Annotated in this window: 24 protein-coding genes; 12 read left to right on the top strand and 12 right to left on the bottom strand. The window is 72.0% G+C overall.

Annotated features, from left to right (window positions below; translation table 11 throughout):
* Positions 1-7 precede the first annotated feature (7 nt).
* The 5 genes from ACPA54_RS07960 to ACPA54_RS07940 all read left to right on the top strand — a co-directional run bounded on the left by ACPA54_RS07960 (position 8) and on the right by ACPA54_RS07940 (position 3966).
* Positions 8-1174: a CaiB/BaiF CoA transferase family protein gene (locus tag ACPA54_RS07960; RefSeq protein ID WP_423527972.1), complete on the top strand. Its 1167-nt coding sequence runs from the start codon at positions 8-10 to the stop codon at positions 1172-1174.
* On the top strand, positions 1171-1710 hold the full coding sequence (locus ACPA54_RS07955; protein ID WP_423527971.1) for an FAS1-like dehydratase domain-containing protein: 540 nt from the start codon (positions 1171-1173) through the stop codon (positions 1708-1710). Before ACPA54_RS07960 ends, ACPA54_RS07955 begins: the two co-directional genes overlap by 4 nt.
* On the top strand, positions 1707-2192 hold the full coding sequence (locus ACPA54_RS07950) for a hotdog family protein (protein ID WP_345678538.1): 486 nt from the start codon (positions 1707-1709) through the stop codon (positions 2190-2192). The genes ACPA54_RS07955 and ACPA54_RS07950 overlap by 4 nt, the downstream gene beginning before the upstream one ends.
* A gap of 15 nt (positions 2193-2207) precedes the next feature.
* Positions 2208-3335 (top strand): acyl-CoA dehydrogenase family protein, encoded by a 1128-nt coding sequence (locus tag ACPA54_RS07945; protein ID WP_423527970.1) that lies wholly within the window; start codon positions 2208-2210, stop codon positions 3333-3335.
* Positions 3336-3615: 280 nt separating this feature from the next.
* Positions 3616-3966: a DUF6087 family protein gene (locus ACPA54_RS07940; RefSeq protein WP_345678540.1), complete on the top strand. Its 351-nt coding sequence runs from the start codon at positions 3616-3618 to the stop codon at positions 3964-3966.
* 16 nt (positions 3967-3982) lie between these two features.
* Here the strand turns inward: ACPA54_RS07940 and ACPA54_RS07935 are convergent, their stop codons facing one another.
* On the bottom strand, positions 3983-4762 hold the full coding sequence (locus tag ACPA54_RS07935; protein WP_423527969.1) for an SDR family oxidoreductase: 780 nt from the start codon (positions 4760-4762) through the stop codon (positions 3983-3985).
* A gap of 203 nt (positions 4763-4965) precedes the next feature.
* On the opposite strand from ACPA54_RS07935, the gene ACPA54_RS07930 reads away from it, so the two are divergent.
* Complete coding sequence (locus tag ACPA54_RS07930) at positions 4966-5493, top strand: hypothetical protein (RefSeq protein WP_423527968.1); 528 nt, start codon at positions 4966-4968, stop codon at positions 5491-5493.
* Position 5494: 1 nt separating this feature from the next.
* Here the strand turns inward: ACPA54_RS07930 and ACPA54_RS07925 are convergent, their stop codons facing one another.
* From ACPA54_RS07925 to ACPA54_RS07900, 6 genes are all read right to left on the bottom strand, one after another.
* Complete coding sequence (locus ACPA54_RS07925; protein WP_423527967.1) at positions 5495-6127, bottom strand: LysE family translocator; 633 nt, start codon at positions 6125-6127, stop codon at positions 5495-5497.
* Positions 6127-8214, bottom strand: a complete 2088-nt coding sequence (locus tag ACPA54_RS07920; protein WP_423527966.1) for an outer membrane protein assembly factor BamB family protein — start codon at positions 8212-8214, stop codon at positions 6127-6129. Before ACPA54_RS07920 ends, ACPA54_RS07925 begins: the two co-directional genes overlap by 1 nt.
* A 251-nt stretch (positions 8215-8465) precedes the next feature.
* Positions 8466-9452 (bottom strand): acyl-CoA dehydrogenase family protein, encoded by a 987-nt coding sequence (locus ACPA54_RS07915; protein WP_345678545.1) that lies wholly within the window; start codon positions 9450-9452, stop codon positions 8466-8468.
* A complete protein-coding gene (locus tag ACPA54_RS07910) occupies positions 9452-10639 on the bottom strand; it encodes an acyl-CoA dehydrogenase (RefSeq protein WP_423527965.1) in 1188 nt (395 codons plus the stop codon). The genes ACPA54_RS07915 and ACPA54_RS07910 overlap by 1 nt, the downstream gene beginning before the upstream one ends.
* Before the next feature lie 56 nt (positions 10640-10695).
* A complete protein-coding gene (locus ACPA54_RS07905; protein WP_423527964.1) occupies positions 10696-11601 on the bottom strand; it encodes an SDR family oxidoreductase in 906 nt (301 codons plus the stop codon).
* 188 nt (positions 11602-11789) lie between these two features.
* Entirely contained in the window at positions 11790-13031 is a 1242-nt protein-coding gene (locus ACPA54_RS07900) for an amidohydrolase family protein (protein WP_423527963.1), read from the bottom strand.
* Between the two features lie 96 nt (positions 13032-13127).
* Between ACPA54_RS07900 and ACPA54_RS07895 the strand changes: the two genes are divergently transcribed.
* A complete protein-coding gene (locus tag ACPA54_RS07895) occupies positions 13128-13742 on the top strand; it encodes a cysteine hydrolase family protein (RefSeq protein ID WP_423527962.1) in 615 nt (204 codons plus the stop codon).
* 209 nt (positions 13743-13951) lie between these two features.
* Here the strand turns inward: ACPA54_RS07895 and ACPA54_RS07890 are convergent, their stop codons facing one another.
* Positions 13952-15514: a class I adenylate-forming enzyme family protein gene (locus tag ACPA54_RS07890; RefSeq protein ID WP_423527961.1), complete on the bottom strand. Its 1563-nt coding sequence runs from the start codon at positions 15512-15514 to the stop codon at positions 13952-13954.
* A gap of 200 nt (positions 15515-15714) precedes the next feature.
* On the opposite strand from ACPA54_RS07890, the gene ACPA54_RS07885 reads away from it, so the two are divergent.
* The 5 genes from ACPA54_RS07885 to ACPA54_RS07865 all read left to right on the top strand — a co-directional run bounded on the left by ACPA54_RS07885 (position 15715) and on the right by ACPA54_RS07865 (position 18934).
* On the top strand, positions 15715-16122 hold the full coding sequence (locus ACPA54_RS07885) for a Rieske (2Fe-2S) protein (RefSeq protein WP_423527960.1): 408 nt from the start codon (positions 15715-15717) through the stop codon (positions 16120-16122).
* 128 nt (positions 16123-16250) lie between these two features.
* Positions 16251-16535, top strand: coding sequence for a type II toxin-antitoxin system Phd/YefM family antitoxin (locus ACPA54_RS07880; RefSeq protein WP_423527959.1), 285 nt, complete (start codon positions 16251-16253; stop codon positions 16533-16535).
* Positions 16528-16818 (top strand): type II toxin-antitoxin system RelE family toxin, encoded by a 291-nt coding sequence (locus ACPA54_RS07875; RefSeq protein ID WP_423527958.1) that lies wholly within the window; start codon positions 16528-16530, stop codon positions 16816-16818. Before ACPA54_RS07880 ends, ACPA54_RS07875 begins: the two co-directional genes overlap by 8 nt.
* A gap of 47 nt (positions 16819-16865) precedes the next feature.
* Positions 16866-18164, top strand: coding sequence for a DUF2786 domain-containing protein (locus tag ACPA54_RS07870; protein ID WP_423527957.1), 1299 nt, complete (start codon positions 16866-16868; stop codon positions 18162-18164).
* Between the two features lie 191 nt (positions 18165-18355).
* On the top strand, positions 18356-18934 hold the full coding sequence (locus ACPA54_RS07865) for an anthrone oxygenase family protein (RefSeq protein WP_423527956.1): 579 nt from the start codon (positions 18356-18358) through the stop codon (positions 18932-18934).
* Positions 18935-19025: 91 nt separating this feature from the next.
* Here the strand turns inward: ACPA54_RS07865 and hemB are convergent, their stop codons facing one another.
* The 4 genes from hemB to ACPA54_RS07845 are packed head-to-tail and all read right to left on the bottom strand — an operon-like array spanning position 19026 to position 23942.
* Entirely contained in the window at positions 19026-19985 is a 960-nt protein-coding gene (gene hemB / locus ACPA54_RS07860; protein ID WP_423527955.1) for a porphobilinogen synthase, read from the bottom strand.
* Positions 19986-20029: 44 nt separating this feature from the next.
* Positions 20030-21637, bottom strand: a complete 1608-nt coding sequence (locus ACPA54_RS07855; protein ID WP_423527954.1) for a bifunctional uroporphyrinogen-III C-methyltransferase/uroporphyrinogen-III synthase — start codon at positions 21635-21637, stop codon at positions 20030-20032.
* Complete coding sequence (hemC, locus tag ACPA54_RS07850) at positions 21634-22578, bottom strand: hydroxymethylbilane synthase (protein WP_423528299.1); 945 nt, start codon at positions 22576-22578, stop codon at positions 21634-21636. The genes ACPA54_RS07855 and hemC overlap by 4 nt, the downstream gene beginning before the upstream one ends.
* Before the next feature lie 14 nt (positions 22579-22592).
* Positions 22593-23942 carry a glutamyl-tRNA reductase gene (locus ACPA54_RS07845; protein ID WP_423527953.1) on the bottom strand — a complete coding sequence of 450 codons (1350 nt, stop codon included), beginning with the start codon at positions 23940-23942 and terminating at the stop codon, positions 22593-22595.
* Between the last annotated feature and the right edge of the window lie 3 nt (positions 23943-23945).

The raw sequence follows: 23945 nt of genomic DNA, 5'->3' as shown, positions 1-23945 counted from the left end.
TCCGCTGATGGGGAGCGAGCTTCTCGAGGGCATCACCGTGCTGGATCTCGCGAGCGTGGGCCCCGCGGCCCGTGCCTCGCGCTGGCTCGCCGACTACGGCGCGGACGTGGTGAAGGTAGGCCCCGTCCCGGCGAAGAGCGGCGTGCAGATCGCACCTCCCTTCTTCTCGTACAGCGCACACCGCCGCATGAAGCGGGTCCTGCTCGACATCAAGGCCCCCGAAGGCCGCGACGCGTTCCTCGCCCTGGCGGCGAAGGCCGACGTGGTCGTCGAGAGCTTCCGGCCCGGCGTGGTCGACCGGCTCGGCATCGGGTACGACGCGGTCGCCGCGGCGAACCCGGGCATCGTCTACTGCTCGACGTCCGGGTTCGGCCAGACTGGCCCCAAGTCTCAGCAGGCCGGGCACGACCTGAACTACCTGGGCACCGGCGGGTTCCTCGCCCTCACCGGGGCCGGCCCGGACGGCAAGCCGCCGATCCCGGGCGCCACGGTCGCGGACAGCGCGGGCGGCGGCATGCACGCCGTCATCGCGATCCTCGCGGCCCTGCTGCACCGGCAAGCCGACGGCCGGGGACGCCACTTGGACGTCTCCGTCGCGGACGGCGTGCTGGCGCTCATGGCCTTGTCCGTCGACGAGTTCCTGGCGACCGGGGCCACCGTCGAGACCGGCTCCAACCTGCTGCTCGGCCGGTACGCGTGCTACGACACGTACCAGGCGGGCGACGGCAAGTGGCTGGCCGTCGCGGCGATCGAGCCGCGGTTCTGGGCCAACCTGTGCACGCTGCTCGGCCTGCCGCAGTGGACCAAGCACCAGAACGACGACGCGGTGCAGGACGACATCCGCCGGGACATGGCGCGGGTCTTCCGCACCAAGGACCGGGACACGTGGGTCGCCGAACTCGCGCCCGCCGACACCTGCGTGTCCGGCGTCCTGTCGGTCGGCGAGCTCGTCGACGACGAACAGTTCCTGGCCCGCGGCGCGTTCGCGACCGCGAAGCACCCCGCGCACGGCACCTTCCGGCAGACCGGAGCGGTGCTGGCGGGCATGGTCGCGCAGGAAGACCCGTACCTGGTGCGGGAGTCCGGCGTGACCGACACCGACGAACTCCTCGCCGGAGCGGGGCTCGACCCCGCGCGCATCACCGAACTACGCGAATCGGGAGTGGTGGCATGACCGCAACCAACACGCCGCTGGACGACACCCTCCCCGAGGACGTCGCCGCGCAGATCGGCACGTACCAGTACGAGAAGACCGCGGACTTCCCCGTCGAGCAGAGCTACGTGTGGACGTCGTGCGCCTCGGTCTTCAACGGCAACCCCATCTACTGGGACCCGAAGGCCGCCGAAGACATCACCGGCGGACCGATCTCGCCGCCGAGCCTGCTGTCCGCATACGCCCGCCCGCACTACTGGGCACCCGGCGCGGAGGGCGAACAGCTGTCCCTCCAGGTGCACTTCGACCTGAAGAAGCGGTTCGGGCTGCCCGAGGCGATCATGACGGACAACACCAACGTCTTCTACGAGCCGCTGCGCATCGGCGACGTGGTGACGTCCCGCCAGGTCCTCAAGTCGGTCAGTGGCGAAAAGCGCACCAAGCTGGGCGTCGGCCGGTTCTGGGTGATCGACGTGGAGTACCACAACCAGAACGGCGAACTGCTCGGCACCGAGTCCTACACCGGTTACGGCTACCGCAGGGAGGCGTCCGCATGACCGCCGCCACCGCGACGCTGACCCTCGACCGGGTCTCCGTCGGCGACACACTGCCCGAACTCACCCACGACGTCACGGCCACCACCGTCATCCTCGGCGCGATGGCCACCCGCGACTGGCGGCCGATGCACCACGACTCCAAGTTCGCGGTGGAACGCCAGGGCGTCCCGGACATCTTCCTCAACACCCCGAACCAGGCCGCCTGGTTCGAGCGCTACATCACCGACTGGGCCGGGCCGGCCGCGCGGATCGGGCGCGTGGTGTTCCGGATGACCTCGCCGGTGTTCCCCGGCGCGCCGATGACGTTCAACGCGACCGTCAAGGACGTCGCGACCGACGACGCCGGCTGCGGCTGGGTGACGCTCGACGTGTCGCTCACCGTGGACGGCGCGGTCAAGACGACCTGCGAGGCGCGCGTCGCCGTCCCCACCTCCGCCGACGACAACCCGTGGGCCCGGCGCGGCGAGCGCTGGATCCCGTAACGCGAGGGATATCCGATGGATCTGCAGTTCAGCGACGAGCAGGAGACCCTCCGCGAGACGGTGCGCGGCCTGTGCGGGCGGTACGCCGGCCTGGCGGTCGTGCGGGCCATGGAAGAGGACGCGGTGGGCTACTCCGCGGACTTCTGGGCCAAGCTCGGGGAGGCCGGGCTGATCGGCCTGACCATCCCCGAGAAGTGGGGCGGGTCGGAGATGACCCTCCTCGACGCGGCGGTCGTGTACGGCGAACTCGGCCGCGCGCTCTCGCCGTCCCCGCACTTCGCCAGCTCGGTCGTGGCGGGCGGCGTGCTGACCGCGGCGGGCACCGACGAGCAGCGCCAGGAGTGGCTGCCGAAGATCGCCTCCGGCGAGGCCGTGGTGACCACGGGCTGGCTGGAGCCGGACCGCGGATATGGGCCGAAGGGCATCGCGCTCGCCGCCGCGCGGGACGGCGACGGGTGGACGCTCACCGGCACCAAGCGCCATGTGCCGTACGCCAATTCGGCCGATCGCATCCTGGTGCTCGCGCGCACCGGATCGGGCGCCGAGGACGTCACGCTGTTCCTCGTCGACCCGGCCGCGGCGGGCGTCACACTCACCGCCCAGCGCACGATCGCGTCCGACGTGCAGCACCGGGTGGACCTGGCGGGCGTCCGGGTCGGCCCGGACGCGGTGGTGGGCAACGTCAACGGCGGCTGGGCGCCGTGGGCGGACACGCTCCGCGACGGCATCGTCCTGCTCGCCGCGCAAGCCGCGGGCGGGGCACGGCGGGTGCTCGAGATCACCGTCGACTACGCCAAGACCCGCAAGCAGTTCGACAAGCCGCTGGGCGCGTTCCAGGCGATCGCCCACGACCTGTCCGACGCGGTGACCGCCGTCGACGGCGCGGAGACGCTGGCCTGGGAAGCCGCCTGGGCCCGGGACACCGGCCGCCCGACGACCAAACTCGCCCCGATGGCCAAGCTGTTCGCCGCCCGGACCTACCGGGAGGTGAGCGACCTGGCGGTGCACGTGCACGGCGGGATGGGCTTCACCGTCGAGTGCGACGTCCAGCTGTTCTTCCGCCGCGCGAAGGCCCTGCAGCTTTCCTGGTGGGACGACCGCTACTTGGAGGAGCTGATCGCCGCGGAGATCCTCGACGCGTGATCACTGCGCCCGGCGCGGGGTTGCCGACCGCGCCGGGCCGCAGGTGCTGACAGAAATTCTCCGATTACCCGCCACCCCCTTCTCCGAATTACCGCGCTTTTCGATCGTCAATTGATCATTTACGACCGCCCCGCGCGGTGATTTCCGCATGCCCGAACGAAAGCAAACGATCAGGCCCCGATGGCCGCGGTCAACCCCGATTCGCCGACCAATTCGAGTGAACTTTCCCAGTCGTCAAAGCATTTCGCCGTAGTCTGTCTGCCCGGCGAAGGGAGCGCTGATGGAGGACGAACCGCTCGACGAATGGGCCGCGCGGCGGAGCCGTCGGCTGCGGCCGGCCGGCGCGCTCCGAGCCGTCATCGTCGGCCGCCCGGTCGCCACCGCCGCGCACCTGTTCCCCGACGAGCCCCGCGCCATCGAGGAGTGGGACGGCTACCAGTGGCTGCCGGTCACCCTCCTCGGCGACTACGCCTCCGCCTGCCGCTACCTCGACCCCAACGCCACCGCCGTCGCGCATGAAGCCGCCGAGCAGGCCGCCGCGCTCACTCCGCGCCCCATCCACCGCAAGGGCACCGGCAAGCACCGCAAGCCGTCGCCGGACGAGCAGCCGCCGCAGCCGGCCGCCGAGTAGCGCCCCCCGCGGCCGCCTACTCGGCCGCGACGGGCTCGGCCTTGCGCTCCGCGAGGAAGTCCGCCCACGTCCGGGTCCCCCGCGCCGCCGTGTCCAGGTTCAGGTTGTCGCCGTCGCGGTAGGCGCGGCCGACCTTGCCGGGCATCCGGACCGGGAGGGTGAGACGGCGCTTGCCGCGCACCCGGAGGTAGGCGCGGGACAGGTCGGCCAGCGTGGCGACCTCGGGGCCGGCCAGGTCGGCAACGCGGCCGGACGGCGCCCCCAGGGTCAGTTCGACGAGGCGGTCGGCGACGTCGCGGGAGTCGACCGGCTGCCACCGCAGGCCGCCCGGGGCGGGCAGCACCGGCAGCTTGGCCATGATGGTCGCGACCTTGAGCGTCAGATCGTGGAACTGCGCGGCACGCAGCGTGGTGAACGGGATGCCGGACTCGGCGATCGCGCGCTCCGCGGCGTACTTGGCCCGGAAGTAGCCGAGCGGGACGGTGTCCGCGCCGATGACGGAGATGTAGACGATGTGCCGCACGCCCGCCCGGGACGCCGCCGCGACCAGGTTCGCCGCCACCACGTCGTCGCCCTTGGGACCCCCCGCCAGGTGCAGCACGGTGTCGATGCCGTCCAGCGCCGCGTCCAGGCCGTCGCCGGCCAGCAGATCGCCCGCGGCGTACTCCACGCCGGGCTCCGGATCGCGCGCCCGGCGGCTCAGCACGCGCACGTCGCGCCCGGCCGCGCGCAGGCGAGGCAGCACGTGCCCGCCCAGGGTGCCGGTACCGCCGGTGACCAGAAGGGATGTCGCCATGACCGCCTCCGTGAGACTCGCCGCGTCCCGGGAGTCCGTGCAGTCCTTACCGCCCGGCTCCCGGCCGCCCCGTTTCCCGGGGACACCGCACTGACGGAGCGCGCGCCGGAAGTGTGACGGCAGTAGTCCGACAATCTCTCTGGGCAGTTGCGCCTGTGATCAGTACGCTCCGCGCACCGATCACGTGGGATCTTGGGGGACCTGTGCATTCCGTTTGGTATCGGCAGACTTGGTCGCTGGTCGTCTGCGCCGTCCTCGGGCTCGTGTTCGCCGGCGGGCCGCTCGTCGCGGTAGTCATGTCACCGGATCGCGCGACGATCGTGATGGCGGCCGTCCTCGTGCCCTTGGGGCTGGTCCTCGGACTGCGCGGCCCGCGCGCCGCGACCGCCGCCAACCACCACGGCTTCGCGATGCACACCATCGGCAGCTCCCGCTTCGTGCCGTGGTGCCACGTCGCCGACCTCCGCGTCGGGCAGGTCAAGGGAAGCGGCAACGGCAACAGCGTGACCATGCACTGCGCGGTGGCCACCCTCACCGACGGCAAGCGCGTCGACATCGCGCCGGGTCTCGCCACGCCCGCGCAGACCGTCAAAAGCGAGCGCCGCCTGCACGCCCGCGTCGACGAACTCCACCAGCTGCGGGCCGGACACCAGTGCCTGGGACGGTGCGTCCAGGAACGGTGGTACTTCGGGCATCACGCGCCCAGCACGCGCGCCGTCACCCCCGCCTGAGCTACTCCGCCCACGCCAACCGCAGCCCGAAGCCCGCGATCAGCGTCCCCGTGATCCGGTCCAGCACCCGCCGCGCCACGGGCTTGGCCAGCCACGACCGCAGGACCCGGGCAAAGCCGATCAGTACCGACGACCAGATCAGTCCGAGTGCGATGTGTATCGACGTCAGGGCGACGCCGAACGCGACGTGCGGGGCGCCCTGCGGAATGAACTGCGGCAGCAGCGCGACATAGAACGCGCCCACCTTCGGGTTGAGCAGGTTCGTCAGCGTCCCGCGCCGCCAAGAGGCGAAGGTGCCGCCGGACGAAGCCGGTTCCGCGGAGACCGCGGCGACCGGTCGGCGCCGCCAGGTGTCGTACAGCATCCGCGCACCCATCACCACGAGATACGCGGCACCGGCCCACCGCAGCGCCGTGTACGCCGCATGCGACGCCGTCAGCAGCGCCGTGATGCCGAGGGACGTCAGCACGCCCCAGACGAACGTGCCCGTCTGTATCCCGAGTACGGCACCCCATGCCTGACGGCGGTCGCCCAAGGCCGCGGTGCGCAGGATGAGTGCGGTGTCCAGCCCCGGGGTGAGGGTGAGGAGACCGACGACGAGGGTGAAGGACCACAAGGCGGTGGCGGTGTCCATTACAGCTGCACCGCCGTGAACGTGTTGTCCGCCGTGCCGAAGTACACCGCGTCGACGCCGGTCGCCGGGGTCCGGACGGCGCCGGACGCCTGGTATTTCCAGCGGGCCTGCATCGTGGCCGTGTCCACGGCGTAGAGGAACTGGTCGCTGCTGCCGACGTAGGCGACCGCCCCCGCGACTGTCGGAGCGCCCACGTCGCCGCCCGCCTCGAACACCGCGCGCTGGGCCCCGGTCCCCGCGTCGAGCGCGAACAGCTTCGTCCCGCCGCCGATGTAGACCGACCCGCCGGCGGGCACCGGCCCGGCCTTCGCGCCGACGCCCGCGAACTTCCACAGCGGCTTGCCCGCGGCGGCTTCCACCGCGTACAGCACGCCGTCGGTGCTCGTGAAGTACACGACGCCCCGGTCCACGACCGGGAAACCGGAGACCGCGCCGCCGGTCGGGGCCACCCACTTCTTGGCGCCGGACGCGGCGTCGATCGCGTACAGATTGGTGTCGCTGCTGCCGACGTACACGGTCTCCCCGGCGACCACGGCGTGGTGGGTGTCGTTGCCGATCACCGTGCGCCAGCGCTGTTTGCCGTCCGCGTCGACCGCGTAGAGGGCGCCGTCCGCACTGCCCGCGAACACCAGTCCGCCCGCGAACGCGGGCGAGTGCACGATGCCGCCGGTCGGGAACACCCAACGCTGTTTGCCGTCGGCGGCGTTGACCGCATAGAGGTTCTTGTCGTCGCTGCCCAGATAGACCGTGCCGCCGACGACCGCGGGCGCCGAGCCCAGCGCGGCGTTGGTGTGGAACGTCCAGCGCTCGCCGCCGTCCTTGGCGCCGAACGCGTACAGGGTCCCGTCGTTGGACGCGGCGTAGACCAGGTCGCCGGCCGGCTTGGGGGATGCGAGGACCGTGCCCGCCGTCGCCACCCGCCACTTCACCGTGCCGGGGGGCGGGGTGCTGCCCGGGGAGTCCCCCCGCGTCTTCGCGCCGCCGGAGCCGTCGTCCCGCAGCAGCGCCCAGGCGCCCGCGCCGGCGGCGGCCGCCCCGACCAGCCCGGCGGCGCCCAGCAGGAAGCGGCGGCGGCCGGGTCCGGGCGGCGGCGATATCTGCTCGGTCGGGCCCACCGGCGGGGGTATCCGCTCGGTGGGGGCCGCGGACCGGGGGTCGGGCACGGTCTCCGGCCGGGTCCGGTCGTGCGGCGGAACCACCACGGTGGCCGCCTCGTTCGCGACCGTGGCGAGACCGGGGACCGCGGCGGGCAGCCAGCCCGCGGTGAACATGTCGGTCGACACGTGGCCGCCGACCAGGCCCGCGGTCAGCTCGTCGAGCGTCGGCCGCCGGGCCGGATCGGTCGCCAGACAGGCCTCGACCAGGTCGCGCAGTTCGGCGGGGACACCGGTCAGATCGGCCTGCCCGGCCACGATCCGGTAGACGATCCCGGCGACGGATCCGCCGCCGAACGGGCCTTGGCCGCTGGCCGCGAACGCCAGGACCGAGCCGAGCGAGAACACGTCGCTGGGCGGGCCGATCTCGGCCTCGCCCATCGCCTGCTCCGGCGACATGAAGCCGGGGGTGCCGACCATTGCTCCGGTCTGCGTCAGTTCGGAGCCGCCGAGCGCGCGGGCGATGCCGAAGTCGATGACCCGCGGCCCGTCGTCCGCGAGGATCACGTTCGCCGGCTTCAGGTCCCGGTGCACCAGCCCGCACGCGTGGATGGCGGCGAGGCCCTCCGCGAGGCCCGCGCCCAGGCTGCGCACGGTGTCGACGGCGAACGGGCCGGACCGGACCACGGCGTCGTGCAGCGAAGGCCCGGGCACGTAGGCGGTGACCAGCCAGGGCGGGTCCCCGTCCGGGTCCGCGTCCACCACCGGCGCGGTGTAGAACCCGCCGACCCGGCGGGCGGCCTCGATCTCCAGGCCGAAGCGCCGCCGGAAGTCGGGGTCGACCGCCAGTGCGGCGTGCACGACTTTGACCGCGACGGGGCGGCCGCCGGGCGAGCGGCCGAGGAAGACCTGTCCCATGCCGCCGCCGCCCAGGCGGCCGAGCAGCAGATAGTTGCCCACCTGGGGCGGATCCGTGGGCTGGAGCGGTTCCATGGGCGGCGGACTCCCGTCCGTACGAGGCGCGCGTGCGACGCCTGACCATCCTCAGGTCGGCGGGAATTCTCGCAGGAAACGGCAGCGAGCGGGCCCGTCCGCGAGGACGAACCCGCTCGCCGCCTTCCCACGGCCGCGGCGGTACAGGGAGGACCGCCGCGGAGTCGGATCGGCGTAGGGAGGCCACCGGCGCTCGCAGTCCGCTCCGGCACCCGGCATCCGGTCGTCGGCATCCGGTGGCCGACAGCGGCCTACAGCGTCAGCGCCAGCGCTTCCTCGTTCTCCTCCGCGCCGCCGAACTGCGTCGCGTGGACCCACGCGCGCTTCAGGTAGAGGTGCACGTCGACCTCCCACGTGAAGCCCATGCCGCCGTGCACCTGCGTGGCGTCCTTGGCGTTGCGGGTCGCCGCGTCGTCGGCCATCAGCTTCGCCGTCGGCACCGCCACCGCCGCGTCGCCGACCACCGGGTCGTCGAGCGTGACGGCCGCCGCGTAGACCGCGGCGCGGGCGATCTCGGTGCGCACCAGCATGTCCGCGCACAGGTGCTTGACCGCCTGGAACGAGCCGATGATCCGGCCGAACTGCTCGCGCTCCTTGGCGTACTGGGTGGCGAGTTCGGTGAGCTTCCCGGCGATGCCGAGCTGGATGGCGGCGGTGAGCACCGCGCCCTCGCGCCGGAACCGGGCCGCGGTCTCCGCGTCGCCGACCGGCTCGCCGGCGGGCAGCGCCTCGACATGGTGCAGCGGCGTGAACGGGTCCACCGGGTTCGCGATCGCTGTGCCGGACACGGCCGCCGGGTCGACCCGGCGCAGGCCGTCCGCGTCGAGGACGAGCAGCACGTCGAGCACGTCGAGGTGTTCGACGAGCAGCGGTGTCGCCTCGCCGTCCACGAGCCCGACGATCAGCTCGCCGGACGCGGCGCCCGCGCCCAGGTCGCCGTCGAGGGACGCGGCCAGGTGGGTGGCGACCAGCGGGCCGGGGAGCAGCACGCGCCCCGCCTCTTCGTAGACGAGCGCGGCTTCGGCGGTGCCGAGGCCGACGCCGCCGTCCGCCTCCGGGACGCGCAGCGAGAAGAAGCCGGTCTCGGCCAGTTCCGCCCACAGCGCCTTGTCGACCATGCCCGGCACCCGGGCCTTGTCGACGAGGTTGCGCATCCGGTCGCGGTCGAAGCGGCCCTCGCAGAAGTCGCGGACGCCGGTGGCCAGGTCGCGCTGGTCCTCGCTCAGCTGGAAGTCCATCAGCGCTCCTTCGGCAGGCCGAGGATGCGCTCCCCGACGATGTTCCGCTGGATCTGGGAGGTACCCGCCGCGATCGTGTACGAGAACGACGACAGCCGCTCGTCCATCAGCTCGCCGCTCGGCAGCCCCGCCACGTCCTCGACGCACAGCGCGGCCCGGTCGAGGAGCCGGTGCGCCAGGTCGTAGACCTTCTGCTTGGTCTCGGAGAAGCGCAGCTTGAAGACCGAGCCGCCGACCCCGGGCATGCCGGCGCGGGCCGCCTCGGAGACGTTCCACTTGGTGAGCGCCCACAGCGCTTCGAACTCGGCGGTCAGGTGCCCGAGTTCGCGGCGCAGCGCGACGTCGTCCCACGCGGTGGCGTTCTTGCGGGTGACCTTCTTGGCGAGTTCGGCGAGTTCGTGCAGCAGGCGCTGGCAGGCGACGACCTCGGAGACGAACGCGGTGCCGCGCTCGAACGACAGCGTGACCATGGTGACGCGCCAGCCGTCGTTCTCCTCGCCGACCCGGTTGGCGACCGGCACGCGGACGTCGTCGAAGAAGACCTCGGCGAACTCCGACGTGCCCATGATCGTCTCGAGCGGGCGGATGGTGATGCCCGGCGTGTCCATCGGCACGATGAGCCAGGTGATGCCCTTGTGCTTGGGCGCGTCCGGGTCGGTGCGCACGAGCATTTCGCAGTAGTCCGCGACCTCGGCGTGCGAGGTCCAGATCTTCGCGCCGTTGATGACGTACTCGTCGCCGTCGCGCACCGCGCGGGTGCGCAGCGACGCGAGGTCGGAGCCCGCGCCCGGCTCGGAGAAGCCCTGGCACCACACGTCGTCGCCGGACAGGATGCCCGGCAGGTACTTGCGGCGCTGCTCCTCGTTGCCGGCGGCGTTGACCGTCGGGCCGGCGTGCAGGAGGCCGACGAAGTTCGCGCCGACGTACGGCGCGCCCGCCCGCTCGGTCTCCTCCAGGAAGATCAGGTGCTCGGTCGGCGTCGCGCCCTTGCCGCCGGCCTCGACGGGCCAGTGGATGCCGGCGTATCCGGCGTCGAAGAGCATGCGCTGCCACGCGGTGTCGTACGCGCGGCGGCCCGGCCAGTCGTTGCGGTCCGGCTTCGGCGGCAGCTTGGGCAGCGCCTCGGCGAGCCACGCGCGCAGTTCGCCGCGGAACCGCTCCTCGGCTTCGGTGTACCTCAGGTCCATCGCTACTACCTCTCAGACCTCGTCAGACCTCAGACCTCAAGGGACCGGCGGAGCGGTCAGGCACCGTAGACCGGCGTGGGGGCGGGCGCCTCGTCGACGAGCTTGGCGACGACGGGGCCCAGCTCGGCCGGCTCCCAGCGGCGGCCGGCGCGGGCCTCGGGGCCGTGCTGCCAGCCGACCGCGACCGAGACCTTGTCGCCCTCGATCTCGAAGCAGCGGCCGGTGACGTCCTTGGACTCGGGCGAGCCGAGCCAGACGACCAGCGGCGAGATGTTGGCCGGGTCGTAGAAGTCGAACGAGCCGTCGGTCGGCGCGGCGACCATGTCGGGCATGGCCTCTTCGGTCATGCGGGTGCGCGCGGCCGGGGCGATGGCGTTGACGGTGACACCGTAGCGGCCGAACTCGACCGCGGCGATCTGCGTGAGGGTGAGGATGCCGCCCTTGGCGGAGGCGTAGTTGCCCTGGCCGACCGAGCCCATGAGGCCGGCGCCGGAGCTGGTGTTGATGATGCGGGCGTCGACCGGGTTGCCGGCCTTGGCCTGCTCGCGCCAGTAGGCGGCGGCGTGCCGCATGGTCGCGAAGTGGCCCTTGAGGTGGACGCGGACGACCGCGTCCCACTCGGCCTCGCTGAGCGAGACGAGCATGCGGTCGCGCAGGAAGCCGGCGTTGTTGACCAGCACGTCGAGGCGGCCGAAGGTGTCGATCGCGGTCTGGATCAGGCGCCCGGCGCCCTCCCAGTCGGCGACGTCGTCGGCGTTGACGACGGCCTTGCCGCCCATCGCCTCGATCTCGTCGACGACCTGCTGGGCCGGGCCCGGCGAGCGGCCGTCGCCCTGGCGGGAAGCGCCGATGTCGTTGACCACCACGGATGCGCCCTCGCGGGCGAACGCCAGCGCGTGCTCGCGGCCGATGCCGCCGCCCGCGCCGGTGACGATGACGACGCGTCCCTCGCAGATACCCATGTCGACCCTACCGGTCCCCTCTGGAAGTACCCCTGACCTGACCTGGCCTTGGAGTCTAGATCTGACGACTAGTCAAATACCCGCGAACGGCCTGCCGGACGCGTCACATTCGCGCGTCCGGCAGGCCGCCGTCGGGTGGTGCCGATGTCTTGCGCTACCGGTCGGCCTCCCGCCGGTGACTCCGCGTATTACTTGTCGAAGTCCAGGTTGAGCATCCGGATGGCGTTGCCGCGGATGATCTTGTAGACGGTCTCCTTGTCGAGGCCGGCCAGGTGCTCTTCGGCGACCTTCTTGGTGTGCGGCCAGGTCGAGTCGACGTGCGGGTAGTCGGTCTCGAACGTGACGTTGTCCACGCCGATGGAGTCCAGCGAGTTGACGCCGTGCTGGTCGCGGAAGAAGCACGCGTACATGTTCTGGTGGAAGTAGAACGACGGGCGCTCGGCCAGGCCGTCGCCGACGCCGGCCCACGCGCGGTGCTCCTCCCACACGTCGTCCATGCGCTCGAGGGCGTAGGGGATCCAGCCCATCTGGCCTTCGGAGTAGGCCAGCTTGAGCCGCGGGTAGCGGGCGGGGATGCCGGCGAAGATGAAGTCCGCCATCGACGCCATCGCGTTGTTGAAGCTCAGCGACGCCTGGACGGCCGCGGGCGCGTCGGGGGACGCGGCGGGCATCGTCGAGGACGAGCCGATGTGCATGTTGATGGTGACGCCGCGCTCCTCGCAGATGCGGAAGAACGGGTCCCAGTAGCCGGTGTGGATGCTCGGCAGGCCCAGGAACGCGGGGATCTCCGAGAAGCACACCGCGGTGACGCCGCGGTCGGCGTTGCGGATGATCTCGGCGACCGCGAGGTCGACGTCCCAGAGCGGGATGATGATCAGCGGGATCAGGCGGCCGCCCGAGTCACCGCACCACTCCTCGACCATCCAGTCGTTGTAGGCGCGGACGCAGGCCAGGGCAACTTCCTTGTCCTTGGCCTCGGAGAACGTCTGGCCGCAGAACCGCGGGAAGGTCGGGAAGCACAGGGAGGCCTCGACATGGTTGAGGTCCATGTCCTTCAGGCGCTCCTTCGGGTCGTACAGACCCGGGCGCATCTCCTCGCGCGTGATGCCTTCGAGCGTCATCTGGTCGCGGCTGAAGCCGACCGCGGCGATGTTCCGCTTGTAGGGGAAGCGCAGGTCCTCGTAGAACCACCAGTCCGCGAGCGGCCCGTCCGGGTCGGTCGTGATCTTGTAGCTCGCACCGACGTACTCCAGCTGCCCGATGCCCGTCTGGACATGCTTGGGGCCCCGGTCGTGGAACTTGGCCGGCAGCCAACGCTCGAACAGGTGCGCCGGTTCGATGACGTGGTCATCGACGCTGATGATCTTCGGAAGCTCTCCGAAGCTGTTGCCGGACTCGGTGGCGTCCTGCTCGGGCAGGTTGGCGCTCATCGGCCCCTCCTACGGACTGAATCTGATGGACCGTCAGATTTAGCGTAATCTCTCCCTGCGGGCAACAGCAAGCGGCTGGTCCGTCAGGAGGCTCACATGGCACTCGATATGGGTACGTTGCTCGCTCCCGGGACGACCGCCCTGGTCACCCAGGAATGCCAGAACGGCGTGATCGGGAAGCAGGCGGTTTTCCCCGCCCTCGCCGAGCAGACCCAGGGTCTGATTCCGGCCATCGACACACTGTGCAAGGCCGCGCGCGCCGCGGGCGTACCCGTCCTGCACTGCCTCGCCGTGCGGCGCCCGGACGGCCAAGGGGCCAACCGAAATGCGCGGATGTTCGGCGCGGCGGCCAAAGCCCCCGTGCAGTTGCTTCCCGGGTCGACCGCGGCAGACGTCGCAGACGGCATCGAAGTGGCCGAATCCGACCTCGTCCTGACGCGCTATCACGGCCTGGGCCCGATGGCCGATACCGGCCTGGCGGCGGTGCTCCGCAACCTCGGCGTGCAGACCGTCGTGGGCGTCGGCGTGTCCCTCAACGTCGGCATGCTCAACTTCGCGATGGACGCCGTGAACGCCGGATTCCAGTTCGTCATCCCGCGTGACGGCGTCGCCGGCTTCCCCCCGGAGTACGCGGAAGCGGTCCTCGCCAACACCCTGAACGCGGTGGCGACGATCACCACGACGGACGAGATCCTCGCCGCCTGGCGGTGACAGCGGAGCGACGAGTCGGCGGCGCGGCGCGCAGGCCGCGCCAACGCCGGGGCCACGTCGGCACCTCCGGCCTTCGGCACTCCCCCGCAGCTCTCCCCGCCCTCGTCGTGCCTCTCCCGCCGGTCCCGTCCCGCGGTCCCCGACGCGAAACGGCCGGGCGGCCGGAGGCGCGCAAGCGCCCCGGCCGCCCGGCCGTTTCGTTCGTCCGCCTACCGCCGCGGGGTCCACGGCTTGGCGTTGTACTCGTCACGGATCTTGAACTTGAGCACCTTGCGGAGCGTGTCGTTGCGCGGCAGCGCGTCGACGACCTCCAACTGCTCCGGGATCTTCTGCACCATCAGGCTCGCGTCCTTCAGGTACCGCACCATCTCGTCGAACTCCAGGTCCGGCTGTCCCGGCTGACGCTCGACCACCGCGCACACCCGCTCGCCGCGCTCGCGGTCCGTCAGGCCGACCACCGCGACGTCCGCCACCTTCGGGTGGGCGAACAGCAGGTCCTCGATCTCCCGCGCGGAGATGTTCTCGCCCTTGCGGATGATCACGTCCTTCAGCCGCCCGGTCAGCGAAAGGTGCCCGTCCGCCCGGAGCTTGCCCAGGTCGCCCGTGCGGTAGAAGCCGTCCTCGTCGAACGCCTCCTTGGTCAGCTCCGGGTCCGTGTAGCCCTTGAACACCATCGGGCCGCGCAGCCGGACCTCGCCCTCCTCGTCCGGACCGGCGGCCGTGCCGTCCGCACGGACGATCCGCACCTCGATGCCGAACACCGGCTTGCCCTCGGTGAACTTCAGCTGGTCCGCGGAGTCGTTCGGGCCGCCCTGCGCGATCATCGGCGACTCGGTCATGCCGTAGCCGTGGCACAGCACGGCCTGCATCTCGTCGACGACCTCGTGGTACAGCTCCGGCGGCTTCGGCGCGCCGCCGCCGGACACGATCCGCAGCGACGGGATGATCTTCTCGCCGGGCTGCTTGCGCTGCTCGTTGAGGAACGCGACGTAGAACGCCGGGCCGCCGCCGACCATCGTGACGCCGAGCCGCTTGTAGACCGGGATGACCCCGGCCGGGTCGAACGTCTCGATGATGACCGCCGGGAAACCGGTGATCAGCAGCGTGTTGACGTAGTCCGGACCGGCGATGTGCGCGTACGGGAACGCGATCGAGCCGACGTCCGTCTGCGCCATGTCGAGCGCCTTCGCCAGGCCGATGCCGCCCGCGATCAGCGTGCCGTCGGTGTGCTGCACGCCCTTCGGGTCCGACGTCGTGCCCGACGTGTAGTACAGCCAGCGCACCTCGTCGCCGTCGGTCGGCGCGGGCGGCAGCGACGCGGGGTCGCCCTCGGGCAGCTCGTCGTAGGCGACGAGGACCGTGAGGCCGCCCGGCTGCTCCTTGCCCAGCGCCTCGCCCATCGCGACGAAGTCGAAGCCCTTCCAGGTGCCCGGCGTCAGGTAGAACTCGGCGTCGGTCTGCCGGAGGCAGAAGCCGACCTCCTTCTCCCGGTAGAACGGGATGATCGGGTTCTGCACCGCACCCAGCCGCGCGAGGGCCGTCGCGGCGACGATCGACTCGATCCGGGTCGGCAGCTGCCAGGTCACCCGCGTGCCGGCGGTGATCCCCAGCGCGTGGTAGCCCGCCGCAACCCGCTCCGCCCACGCCTTGAACTCGCCGAACGTGACCGTGCGGTCCGCCGGGTCGAGCAGCATCGGGGTGTCCGGCGTGGCCGCGGCACGGCGCTCCACCAGCTCCCAGAGCGTCTTGGCGTCGTAGATCGGATCAGACACGTGCCCTCCACGTGAGATGGTTCGCCAACCCGGCTGCGGCCGCCCGCACGACAGGCACGGCATGCGAACCTGACGGTACGTCAGAATCGGGGCGGACCGGAAGGGTGGGGCAGGTCACTCCCGGCCTGCAACGTGAATTCGATCACGCCCGGTCGGCGCGCCCCTGTCTTTCCCACGAAGGCATGCCTACCCTGCCCGCTATGAAGGTGCCGTTCCGCCGGGACCGCCGGGAGCCCCCGCCCTGCGTCCCCGAAGGCGCCGTGAACGCGGGGCCGCTCACCGCCGTGCCCGAAGGCCGCCTGCACCGGATCAGCGACCACCCGCCGATCGCGGTCGTCCGGCACGGCGACACCGTCCACGCCTTCGAGGACCGCTGTCCCCACAAAGGGGCCCTCCTCTCCCGCGGCACCCTCGCCGGCGAACAGGTCACCTGCCCCTCCCACAAGGCCACCTTCCGGGTCGACACGGGCAAGTCCCTCGGCGAACTGACGTGCCGGGACGTGCGCACGTACACCGCCACGGTGCTCGACGGCAGCATCTACATCACCCCCGCGCCCCGCACCCCGCGCGACGCCCGCCGCGCCGCCTGCGGACCGCCCGCCGCCTGACCCACGCGCCCAGGCCTCCGGACTATCTGGACTAAACCAATCGGCTACCCGGCAGTAGCCCCACCAATCGCTTGGGTGTTCGTCGGACTACCTGACCAAAACGCTTCCGCGGCTTACAATTTGCCCCCATGAGGATGCTGCCGCTGACCCAGGCGCAAGCGCAGCTCGCCTCTCTCGTGGACGAGATCGTCCGCACCCGCGGCCTCGTGGCGATCGCCCGGAACGGCGAACCGGCCGTCGTGATGCTCTCCGCCGAGGACTACGAGGCGCTCCAGGAGACCCTCGCCCTCCTCAACGACAGCTCCGCACGCATCCGCATCGACCAGGCGCGGCGCGACATCGCCGCCGGAAACTACGCGACCGTCGAGGAGTTGGCCGAGATCATGGCCGAGCGGAGACAGAGCGATGGCTGACGTCGAAGTCCGCCCGGGGGCCTACCTCCTGCGCATCGCTCCCGAGGCCCGCCGGGCGCTCACCGACCGGCTGCCCCAATCGGTGGCGTGCGCGGCCTACCGCTTCATCACCGGCCCGCTGCTCATGCAGCCCTACGAGGTCGGCCTGCCGCTGTGCGACTCGCTGTCCGGCATGTGGTGCGCCCAACGCGGCACCTACCGGGTCCGCTACACCGCCGACGAGAGCACCGGCACCGTCGACGTCCTCGACATCGCCCCGCGCACCGTCCTGCACTTGGTGTAACCGGGGAGCCACGGCACGCTACTGCCCGCGTCGCGGACAATAGGGGGATGCCCGCCGCGCTCCTCGACGAGATCCTGCACGCCCTCCTCGGCACGTCCGACCCGGACGCCGGGCAGGACGCGCTCGACGCGGGCGCCTCCCGCCTCGCCGCGACCCCCGAACGCTGGGCCGACACGGCCAGGGCCTACCTCGCGCTCGGCACCCGCGTCGTGGAAGGCTGCTGGGCGCGCGGCTGGCAGCCCGCCGACGTCGTCCGCATGGCCGCCCGCGACCTCGACGACCGGCACGTGCGCCTCACCGCCGACCTGATCGCCGCCGCCGCCCGCCGCGACACCCCCGGCGCGCGCGGCACCCGCTGGACCGCGCAGCTGCGCGACACCGACGCCGACGTGTGGTGGACCGACGACGGCGACTACCTCGCCGAGGTCGCCCGCCGCGAAGCCCTCACCCGCTTCGAGACCGCCGGGTACGCCCTGGAGACCCTGCGGCTGCTCTCCCGCCTCCCCGGCATCACCCCCCTGCACGCGGAAGCCGCCGAACACCCGCACCCCACGGCCGGTACAGGCACCACAGGCACGACGCGCACCACGGGCACCGAGCCGCGCATGCTCGCCCGCATCCGCGCGCTGCTCGCCAAAGCCGAATCGACCGAGTTCCCCGACGAAGCCGAGTCGCTCAGCGCCAAAGCCCAGGAACTCGTCGCCCGCTACAGCATCGACGAAGCACTCCTCACCGCCGGCCGGGACGGCGAAGGCGGCGGCACCCGGCCGTCGGCCATCCGCATCGGCGTCGACGCGCCCTACGACGAAGCCAAAGCGATGCTCCTCGACGCGGTGTGCGACGCGAACCGCTGCCGCACCGTCTGGTCCCCGGACTTCGGCTTCGCCACCGTCATCGGCTTCGACACCGACCTCGACGCCGTCGAACTGCTCTACACCTCGCTCCTCACCCAGGCCACCGCCGCGATGACCCGCGCCGACCGCGCGGGCGGCAAACCGAAGCGCGCGTCGTCCCGGTCCCGGGACTTCCGGCAGTCCTTCCTCATCGCCTACGCCGACCGCATCGGCGAACGCCTCGCCCGCGCCGCGGAGCAGGCCAAGGAACAGGCGGCCGAAGAGGCCGCGGCGGACGCCGGGCACGGCCCCGCGGCCGCTCCCGAGCGCGACCTGCTCCCCGTGCTGGCGTCCCGCGCGGTCGCCGTCGAGGACGCGGCCGCGCAGATGTTCCCCAACCTCGTCACCCACCGCGTCCGTATCCGCGACGAGGCCGGCTGGACGCACGGCCAAGCAGCCGCCGACCGTGCGGCCCTGGGCCCCCGGGCGACCCTGCCCCGCCCCCGGCGCTGACCGTCCGCACACCCCCGCACAGGCCCTCGCGCCATCGGTAATCCCTGGGTTAACCGGGGTTCCGATGTTGGCCGTTGTTGCCCTCCTTGCGTTGCGCGAATCTTGAAGCACCGAGGGAACGGAACCGCGGAGAACACCGGGAACCGCCTCGAACGCCGCACGAATCACCCTGCTGCTTCAAGGAGTTCACCATGTCTGCCGTCGACCGCCCCTGGACCCCCGCCCCGCTCGCCGCCCCCGCCGCCCCCACTGCCGCCGCCGGCGCTGCCGCGGCCGCCAAGACCCGTGTCTGGATCGGGCGTTGGCTTGTCTCCAGCGCGATCGCCAACGGCCTGATGGCCGGCACCTACGTGCTCTTCAGCGTCTGGGTCATGCCGATGCTCGGCCGCAAGAACGACGCCGGCTTCGTCGACAGCATGCAGAAGATCAACGTGCAGATCGAGAACCCGCTGTTCTTCGCCGCGTTCTTCGGCGCGATGGCGTTCCCCGCGATCGCCGCCTGGAAGCTGCGCAAGACCGGCGGCGGCACCGCGATGAAGTGGGCCGTCGCCGCGTTCGCCCTGTACACGACCACGGTGCTGACCACGTCCGGCATCAACGTCCCCCTCAACGAGATGCTCGCGAGCAAGGGCGACGCCAACCCGGCCAAGGCCCGTACCGACTTCGAGGACGTCTGGAACCTGTGGAACGGCGTCCGCGCCGTCCTCACCACCGCCGCCTTCGCGGCCGGCATCCAGGCTGTCCGCGTGTTCCGCCGCAACCGCGGCTGACCCGGCACCACACCGCACCCTCACCCAGCAACACCGCGGCCCCCGACCGGAGTTCCGGTCGGGGGCCGCGGCATGAGCACAAACGCGGGGATCAGCGCAGCTTCCCCGCCACCTCCGTCGCCCAGTACGTCAGTATCGTCGTCGCCCCCGCGCGCTTGACCGACGTCAGGGTCTCCATGATCACCCGGTCCCGGTCGATCCACCCGTGCGCGGCGGCCGCCTCGACCATCGAGTACTCGCCGCTGACCTGGTACGCCGACACCGGCACATCCACCGCGTCGGCAATCCGCCGCACGATGTCCAGGTACGACATGGCCGGCTTCACCATCACCACGTCGGCACCCTCGGCGATGTCCAGCATCACCTCGCGCAGCGACTCGTCGGAGTTCGCCGGGTCCTGCTGGTAGGTCATCCGGTCGCCCTGCAGCGACGACTGCACGGCCTCGCGGAACGGCCCGTAGAAGCCGCTCGCGTACTTCGCGCTGTACGCCAGGATCGCCACATCCGCGAATCCGGCCGCGTCCAACGCCCGCCGCACATAGCCGACTTGGCCGTCCATCATGCCGCTCGGGCCGACCATGTCGACGCCCGCCGCGGCCTGCACGACCGCCATCTCGGCATAGCGTGCCAGCGTCGCGTCGTTGTCGACCGACCCGTCGGGCCGCAGCACGCCGCAGTGCCCGTGGTCGGTGAACTCGTCCAGGCACAGGTCCGACATGACCACCGCGGCGTCGCCCACCTCGGCCTTCACATCCCGGATCGCGATCTGGAGGACACCCTCCGGATCCGTGCCGGCGGTGCCGCACGCGTCCTTGTGCTCCGGCACGCCGAACAGCATCAGCCCGCCGACCCCCGCCGCGACCGCGTCGTGCGCGGCCTTCCGCAGCGAGTCACGCGTGTGCTGCACAACGCCCGGCATCGACGAGATCGGCACCGGCTCGGCCGCGCCCTCCCGCACGAACACCGGCAGGATCAGATCCGCCGGGTGCAGCCGGGTCTCCGCGACGAGGCGCCGCATCGCCGGGGTCCGGCGCAGCCTCCTCGGTCGCATCAGAGGAAAACCGCCGCCGGACTCCGGCAATGCGTCGGACATCGCTACTTCGCCTTCCTCCGCGACCCCGGACGCCGTTCGCTCGGCCGCGTCACCGGGTCGCCCGCCTCGATCAGGGAAGCCCGCCGCGCCGCGCCGAACTCCGCGAGGGCCTCCGCCAAGGCTGCCACAGAAGGCTCCGGCGCCATGACGTCCACGCGCAATCCGTGCTCCTCGGCGGTCTTCGCGGTCGCCGAACCGATACACGCGATCACCGTCACCGCGTGCGGCTTGCCCGCAATACCGACCAGGTTCCGGACCGTGGACGACGAGGTGAACAGCACCGCGTCGAACCCGCCGCCCTTGATCGCCTCGCGGGTCTCGGCGGGCGGCGGCGCCGCGCGCACCGTGCGGTACGCGGTGACGTCGTCGACCTCCCAGCCCAGCTCCACCAGGCCCGCGACCAGCGTCTCGGTCGCGATGTCGGCACGCGGCAGGAACACCCGGTCGATCGGGTCGAACACCGGGTCGTACGGCGGCCAGTCCTCCAGCAGCCCGGCGGCCGACTGCTCGCCGCTCGGCACCAGGTCCGGCTTCACGCCGAAGTCCACGAGCGCCTTCGCGGTCTGCTCGCCCACCGCGGCGACCTTGATGCCGGCGAACGCACGCGCGTCCAGGCCGTACTCCTCGAACCGCTCGCGGACCGCCTTCACCGCGTTGGTCGAGGTGAACGCCACCCACTCGTAGCGGCCGGTGACCAGGCCCTTGATGGCCCGCTCCATCTGCTGCGGGGTACGCGGCGGCTCGACCGCGATGGTCGGCACCTCGTGCGGCACCGCACCGTACGAGCGCAACTGCTCGGACAGCGACGCCGACTGCTCCTTGGTCCGCGGCACCAGCACCCGCCACCCGAACAGCGGCTTCGTCTCGAACCACGACAGCGTGTCCCGCTGCCCGACCACGTCGCCGACCACCACGACGGCAGGCTGCACGACCCGCGCCGTCTTCAGGTCCGCCGCGACGTTCGCCAGCGTCGACACGATCGTGCGCTGCTCGGTCGTGGTGCCGTTCGTCGTCACCGACACCGGCGTGGCCGGCTTGCGGCCGCCCGCGACCAGCTCCTGCGCGATCTCCGCGATCTGGTCGATCGGGCCGCGCAGCACCAGGGTGCCGTCCGCGGCCCCCACGGTCGCCCAGTCGGTCGTCGCCTCGGCGGTGTCCAGGACCCGCACGCCGCCGCCCGAACGGGCACTGTGCAACGGCACACCCGCGTACGCCGGCACGGCCGTGCACACCGGCACGCCGGGCACGACCTCGAACGGCACCTTCGCCTTCGCGACGGTGGCGATCTCGTCCACCACGCTCTGGTCGACGACCGGGTCGCCGTCCACCGTGCGGACCACCTGCTTGCCCGCGCGCGCCGCCGTCACCAGCAGCTTCGCGCGGCCCGCGGCGGCCAGCGGCTCGCCGTCCTCGCCGCCCGACGGGTCGACGACCTCGACGTCGGGGCGGGCGTGGAACAGCACTTGGGCGCGCGTCGAGGCATCTGCGACGACGACATCGGCGTCGGCGAGAACCTCCACCGCACGCAGCGTCAGCAGACGCGGATCACCGGGTCCGGCACCGACGAAGGTGACGGTTCCGCTGGGCTTCTTCTTCGCTCTGGGGCTCAAGGGACGCGCTCCCCCATAAGACCGGCGGCACCCCGGGCAAGCATCTCCGCGGCCAGCGATCGGCCGAGCGACGCCGCCTCGTCCAGGGGTCCGGTGGCGGACAACCGCACACTGTGGGCGCCGTCGGCACTCGCGACGATCGCCCGCAGGTACAGCTCGGTGACCTCCTCGCCGTCGGACTCCCCCGCGGACACGTCCGCGAGAGCGCCCACCGGAGCCGAGCAACCGGCCTCCAGTTCGGCGAGCAGCATGCGCTCGGCAAGCACGGCGCCCCGGGTACCGGGGTCGTCGAGAACACCGAGCAGTTCGACGAGCGACGTGTCCGAAGACGCGCACTCGACCGCCAGCGCCCCTTGACCGGGGGCCGGCAGCATCTGGAGCGGATCGAGGACCTCGGTGGCCTCCTCCGCACGACCCAGCCGGGCAAGGCCCGCCTTGGCCAAAACGACCGCGTCCAGCTCGCCGGACGTGACGAACTTGATGCGCGTGTCCACGTTGCCGCGGATCGGCACGATCTCGTGCCCGAGCCCCAGCGCACGCAACTGCGCGGCACGGCGCGGCGATCCCGTGCCGATCCGGGCCCCCGCGGGCAGCTCGCCCAGCGTCAGCCCGTCGCGCGCGATCAGCGCGTCCCGCGGGTCCTGACGCAGCGGCACCGCCGCCAGCGCCAGACCCTCGGGGTCCGCGGTCGGCAGGTCCTTCAGCGAGTGCACCGCGAAGTCCACACTGCCTTCCAGCAGCGCGTCGCGCAGCGCCGAGACGAACACGCCCGTCCCGCCGATCTGCGCCAAGTGCTCCCGCGACGTGTCGCCGTAGGTCGTGATCTCCACCAACTCGACCTCGCGGCCGGTCAGCTCGGTCAACGCCGCGGCGACATGCCCGGACTGGGCCATCGCCAGCGCACTGCGCCGCGTCCCCAGCCGCAACGGCTTGTCGGTCATGCGGGTCATGCGGGTCATGCGGCACCGCCTTCCCGGCTCTCGCCCGCGGCCGGCGCCGACTCGACGTCGGCGCGGCTCACCGCGGCCATCGGCCCCGGGCCCAGGTCGAACAGCGTGCGCAGCGCCTCGGCGTACGACGCGCCGCCCGGCTCGCCGGCGAGCTGCCGCATCCGCACCGTCGGCGCGTGCAGCAGCTTGTCCACGATGCGCCGCACGGTCTGCTCGACCTCGCCGCGCTCCTTCGCGTCCAGCTCCGGGGTCCGCCCGGCCAGCCGCTCCAGTTCGCCGCGCACCACGTCGGCGGCCATCGCGCGGAGCGCCACCACCGTCGGCGTCACGACCTGCGCGCGCTGCGCGTTCGCGAACTCGGCGACCTCGTCGGCGACCAGGCGCCGCACCACGTCGACGTCCGCGGTGCCCTGCACGCCCGACCCCAGGTCGGCCAGCAGCTCCAGGTCGATGACGTGCACGCCGTCCATGCCGTGCACCGCGGGGTCGACGTCGCGCGGCAGCGCCAGGTCGATCAGCACCAGCGCGTCCTCGGCACCGCGGTCGCGCCGCGCTTCGAGGACCCGCTCGACCTCGGCGGCCGTGATCACCAGGCCGGTCGCGCCGGTGCACGAGATCACCACGTCCGCGGCGGCGATCGCGTCCGGCAGCGCCGTCATCGGCACCGCGCGCCCGCCGACCTGGTCGGCCAGGTGCTCGGCACGCTCGTAGGTGCGGTTCGTGACGACGATGTTGCCCGCGTGCTGCCGCTGCAGGGTCGCCGCGGCCAGCGAACTCATCGAGCCCGCGCCGACCACCAGGGTCCGCGCGCCCGCCACCGGGCGCACCAGCTCCTCGGCCTTCGCCAGCGCCACCGTGACCAGCGACTGGCCGGCCCGGTCGATGTCCGTCTCGCTGTGCGCGCGCTTGCCGACCCGCAGCGCCTGCTGCGCAAGGTCGTTGAGCACGCGCCCGGCGGTGTCCTGCTCCTGCGCGAGCGCGAGCGCTGTCTTGAGCTGGCCCAAAATCTGGCCCTCGCCCACCACCATCGAGTCCAGGCCGCACGCGACCGAGAACAGGTGGTGCACCGCGCGCTCTTCGTAGTGCACGTACAGGTGCGGGGTCAGCTCGTCGATGCCGACGCCGGTGTGCTGCGCGAGCAGCCCGGACAGATCGGCGACGCCGCCGTGGAAGCGGTCGACGTCCGCGTACAGCTCGACGCGGTTGCAGGTCGACAGCAGCAGCGCTTCGGCCACCGGCTCGGCGCCGGCGATGTCGCGCAGCAGCTTGGTCTGGGTGTCACCGGACACCGACACCCGCTCCAGCAGGCTTACCGGAGCGGTGCGGTGGCTCAGCCCGACGACGAGGACGCTCATGCT

Source organism: Uniformispora flossi (genome assembly GCF_049534875.1).
Lineage (GTDB): Bacteria > Actinomycetota > Actinomycetes > Streptomycetales > Streptomycetaceae > Yinghuangia > Yinghuangia aomiensis.
This window is presented reverse-complemented; position numbering and strand designations above follow the sequence as displayed.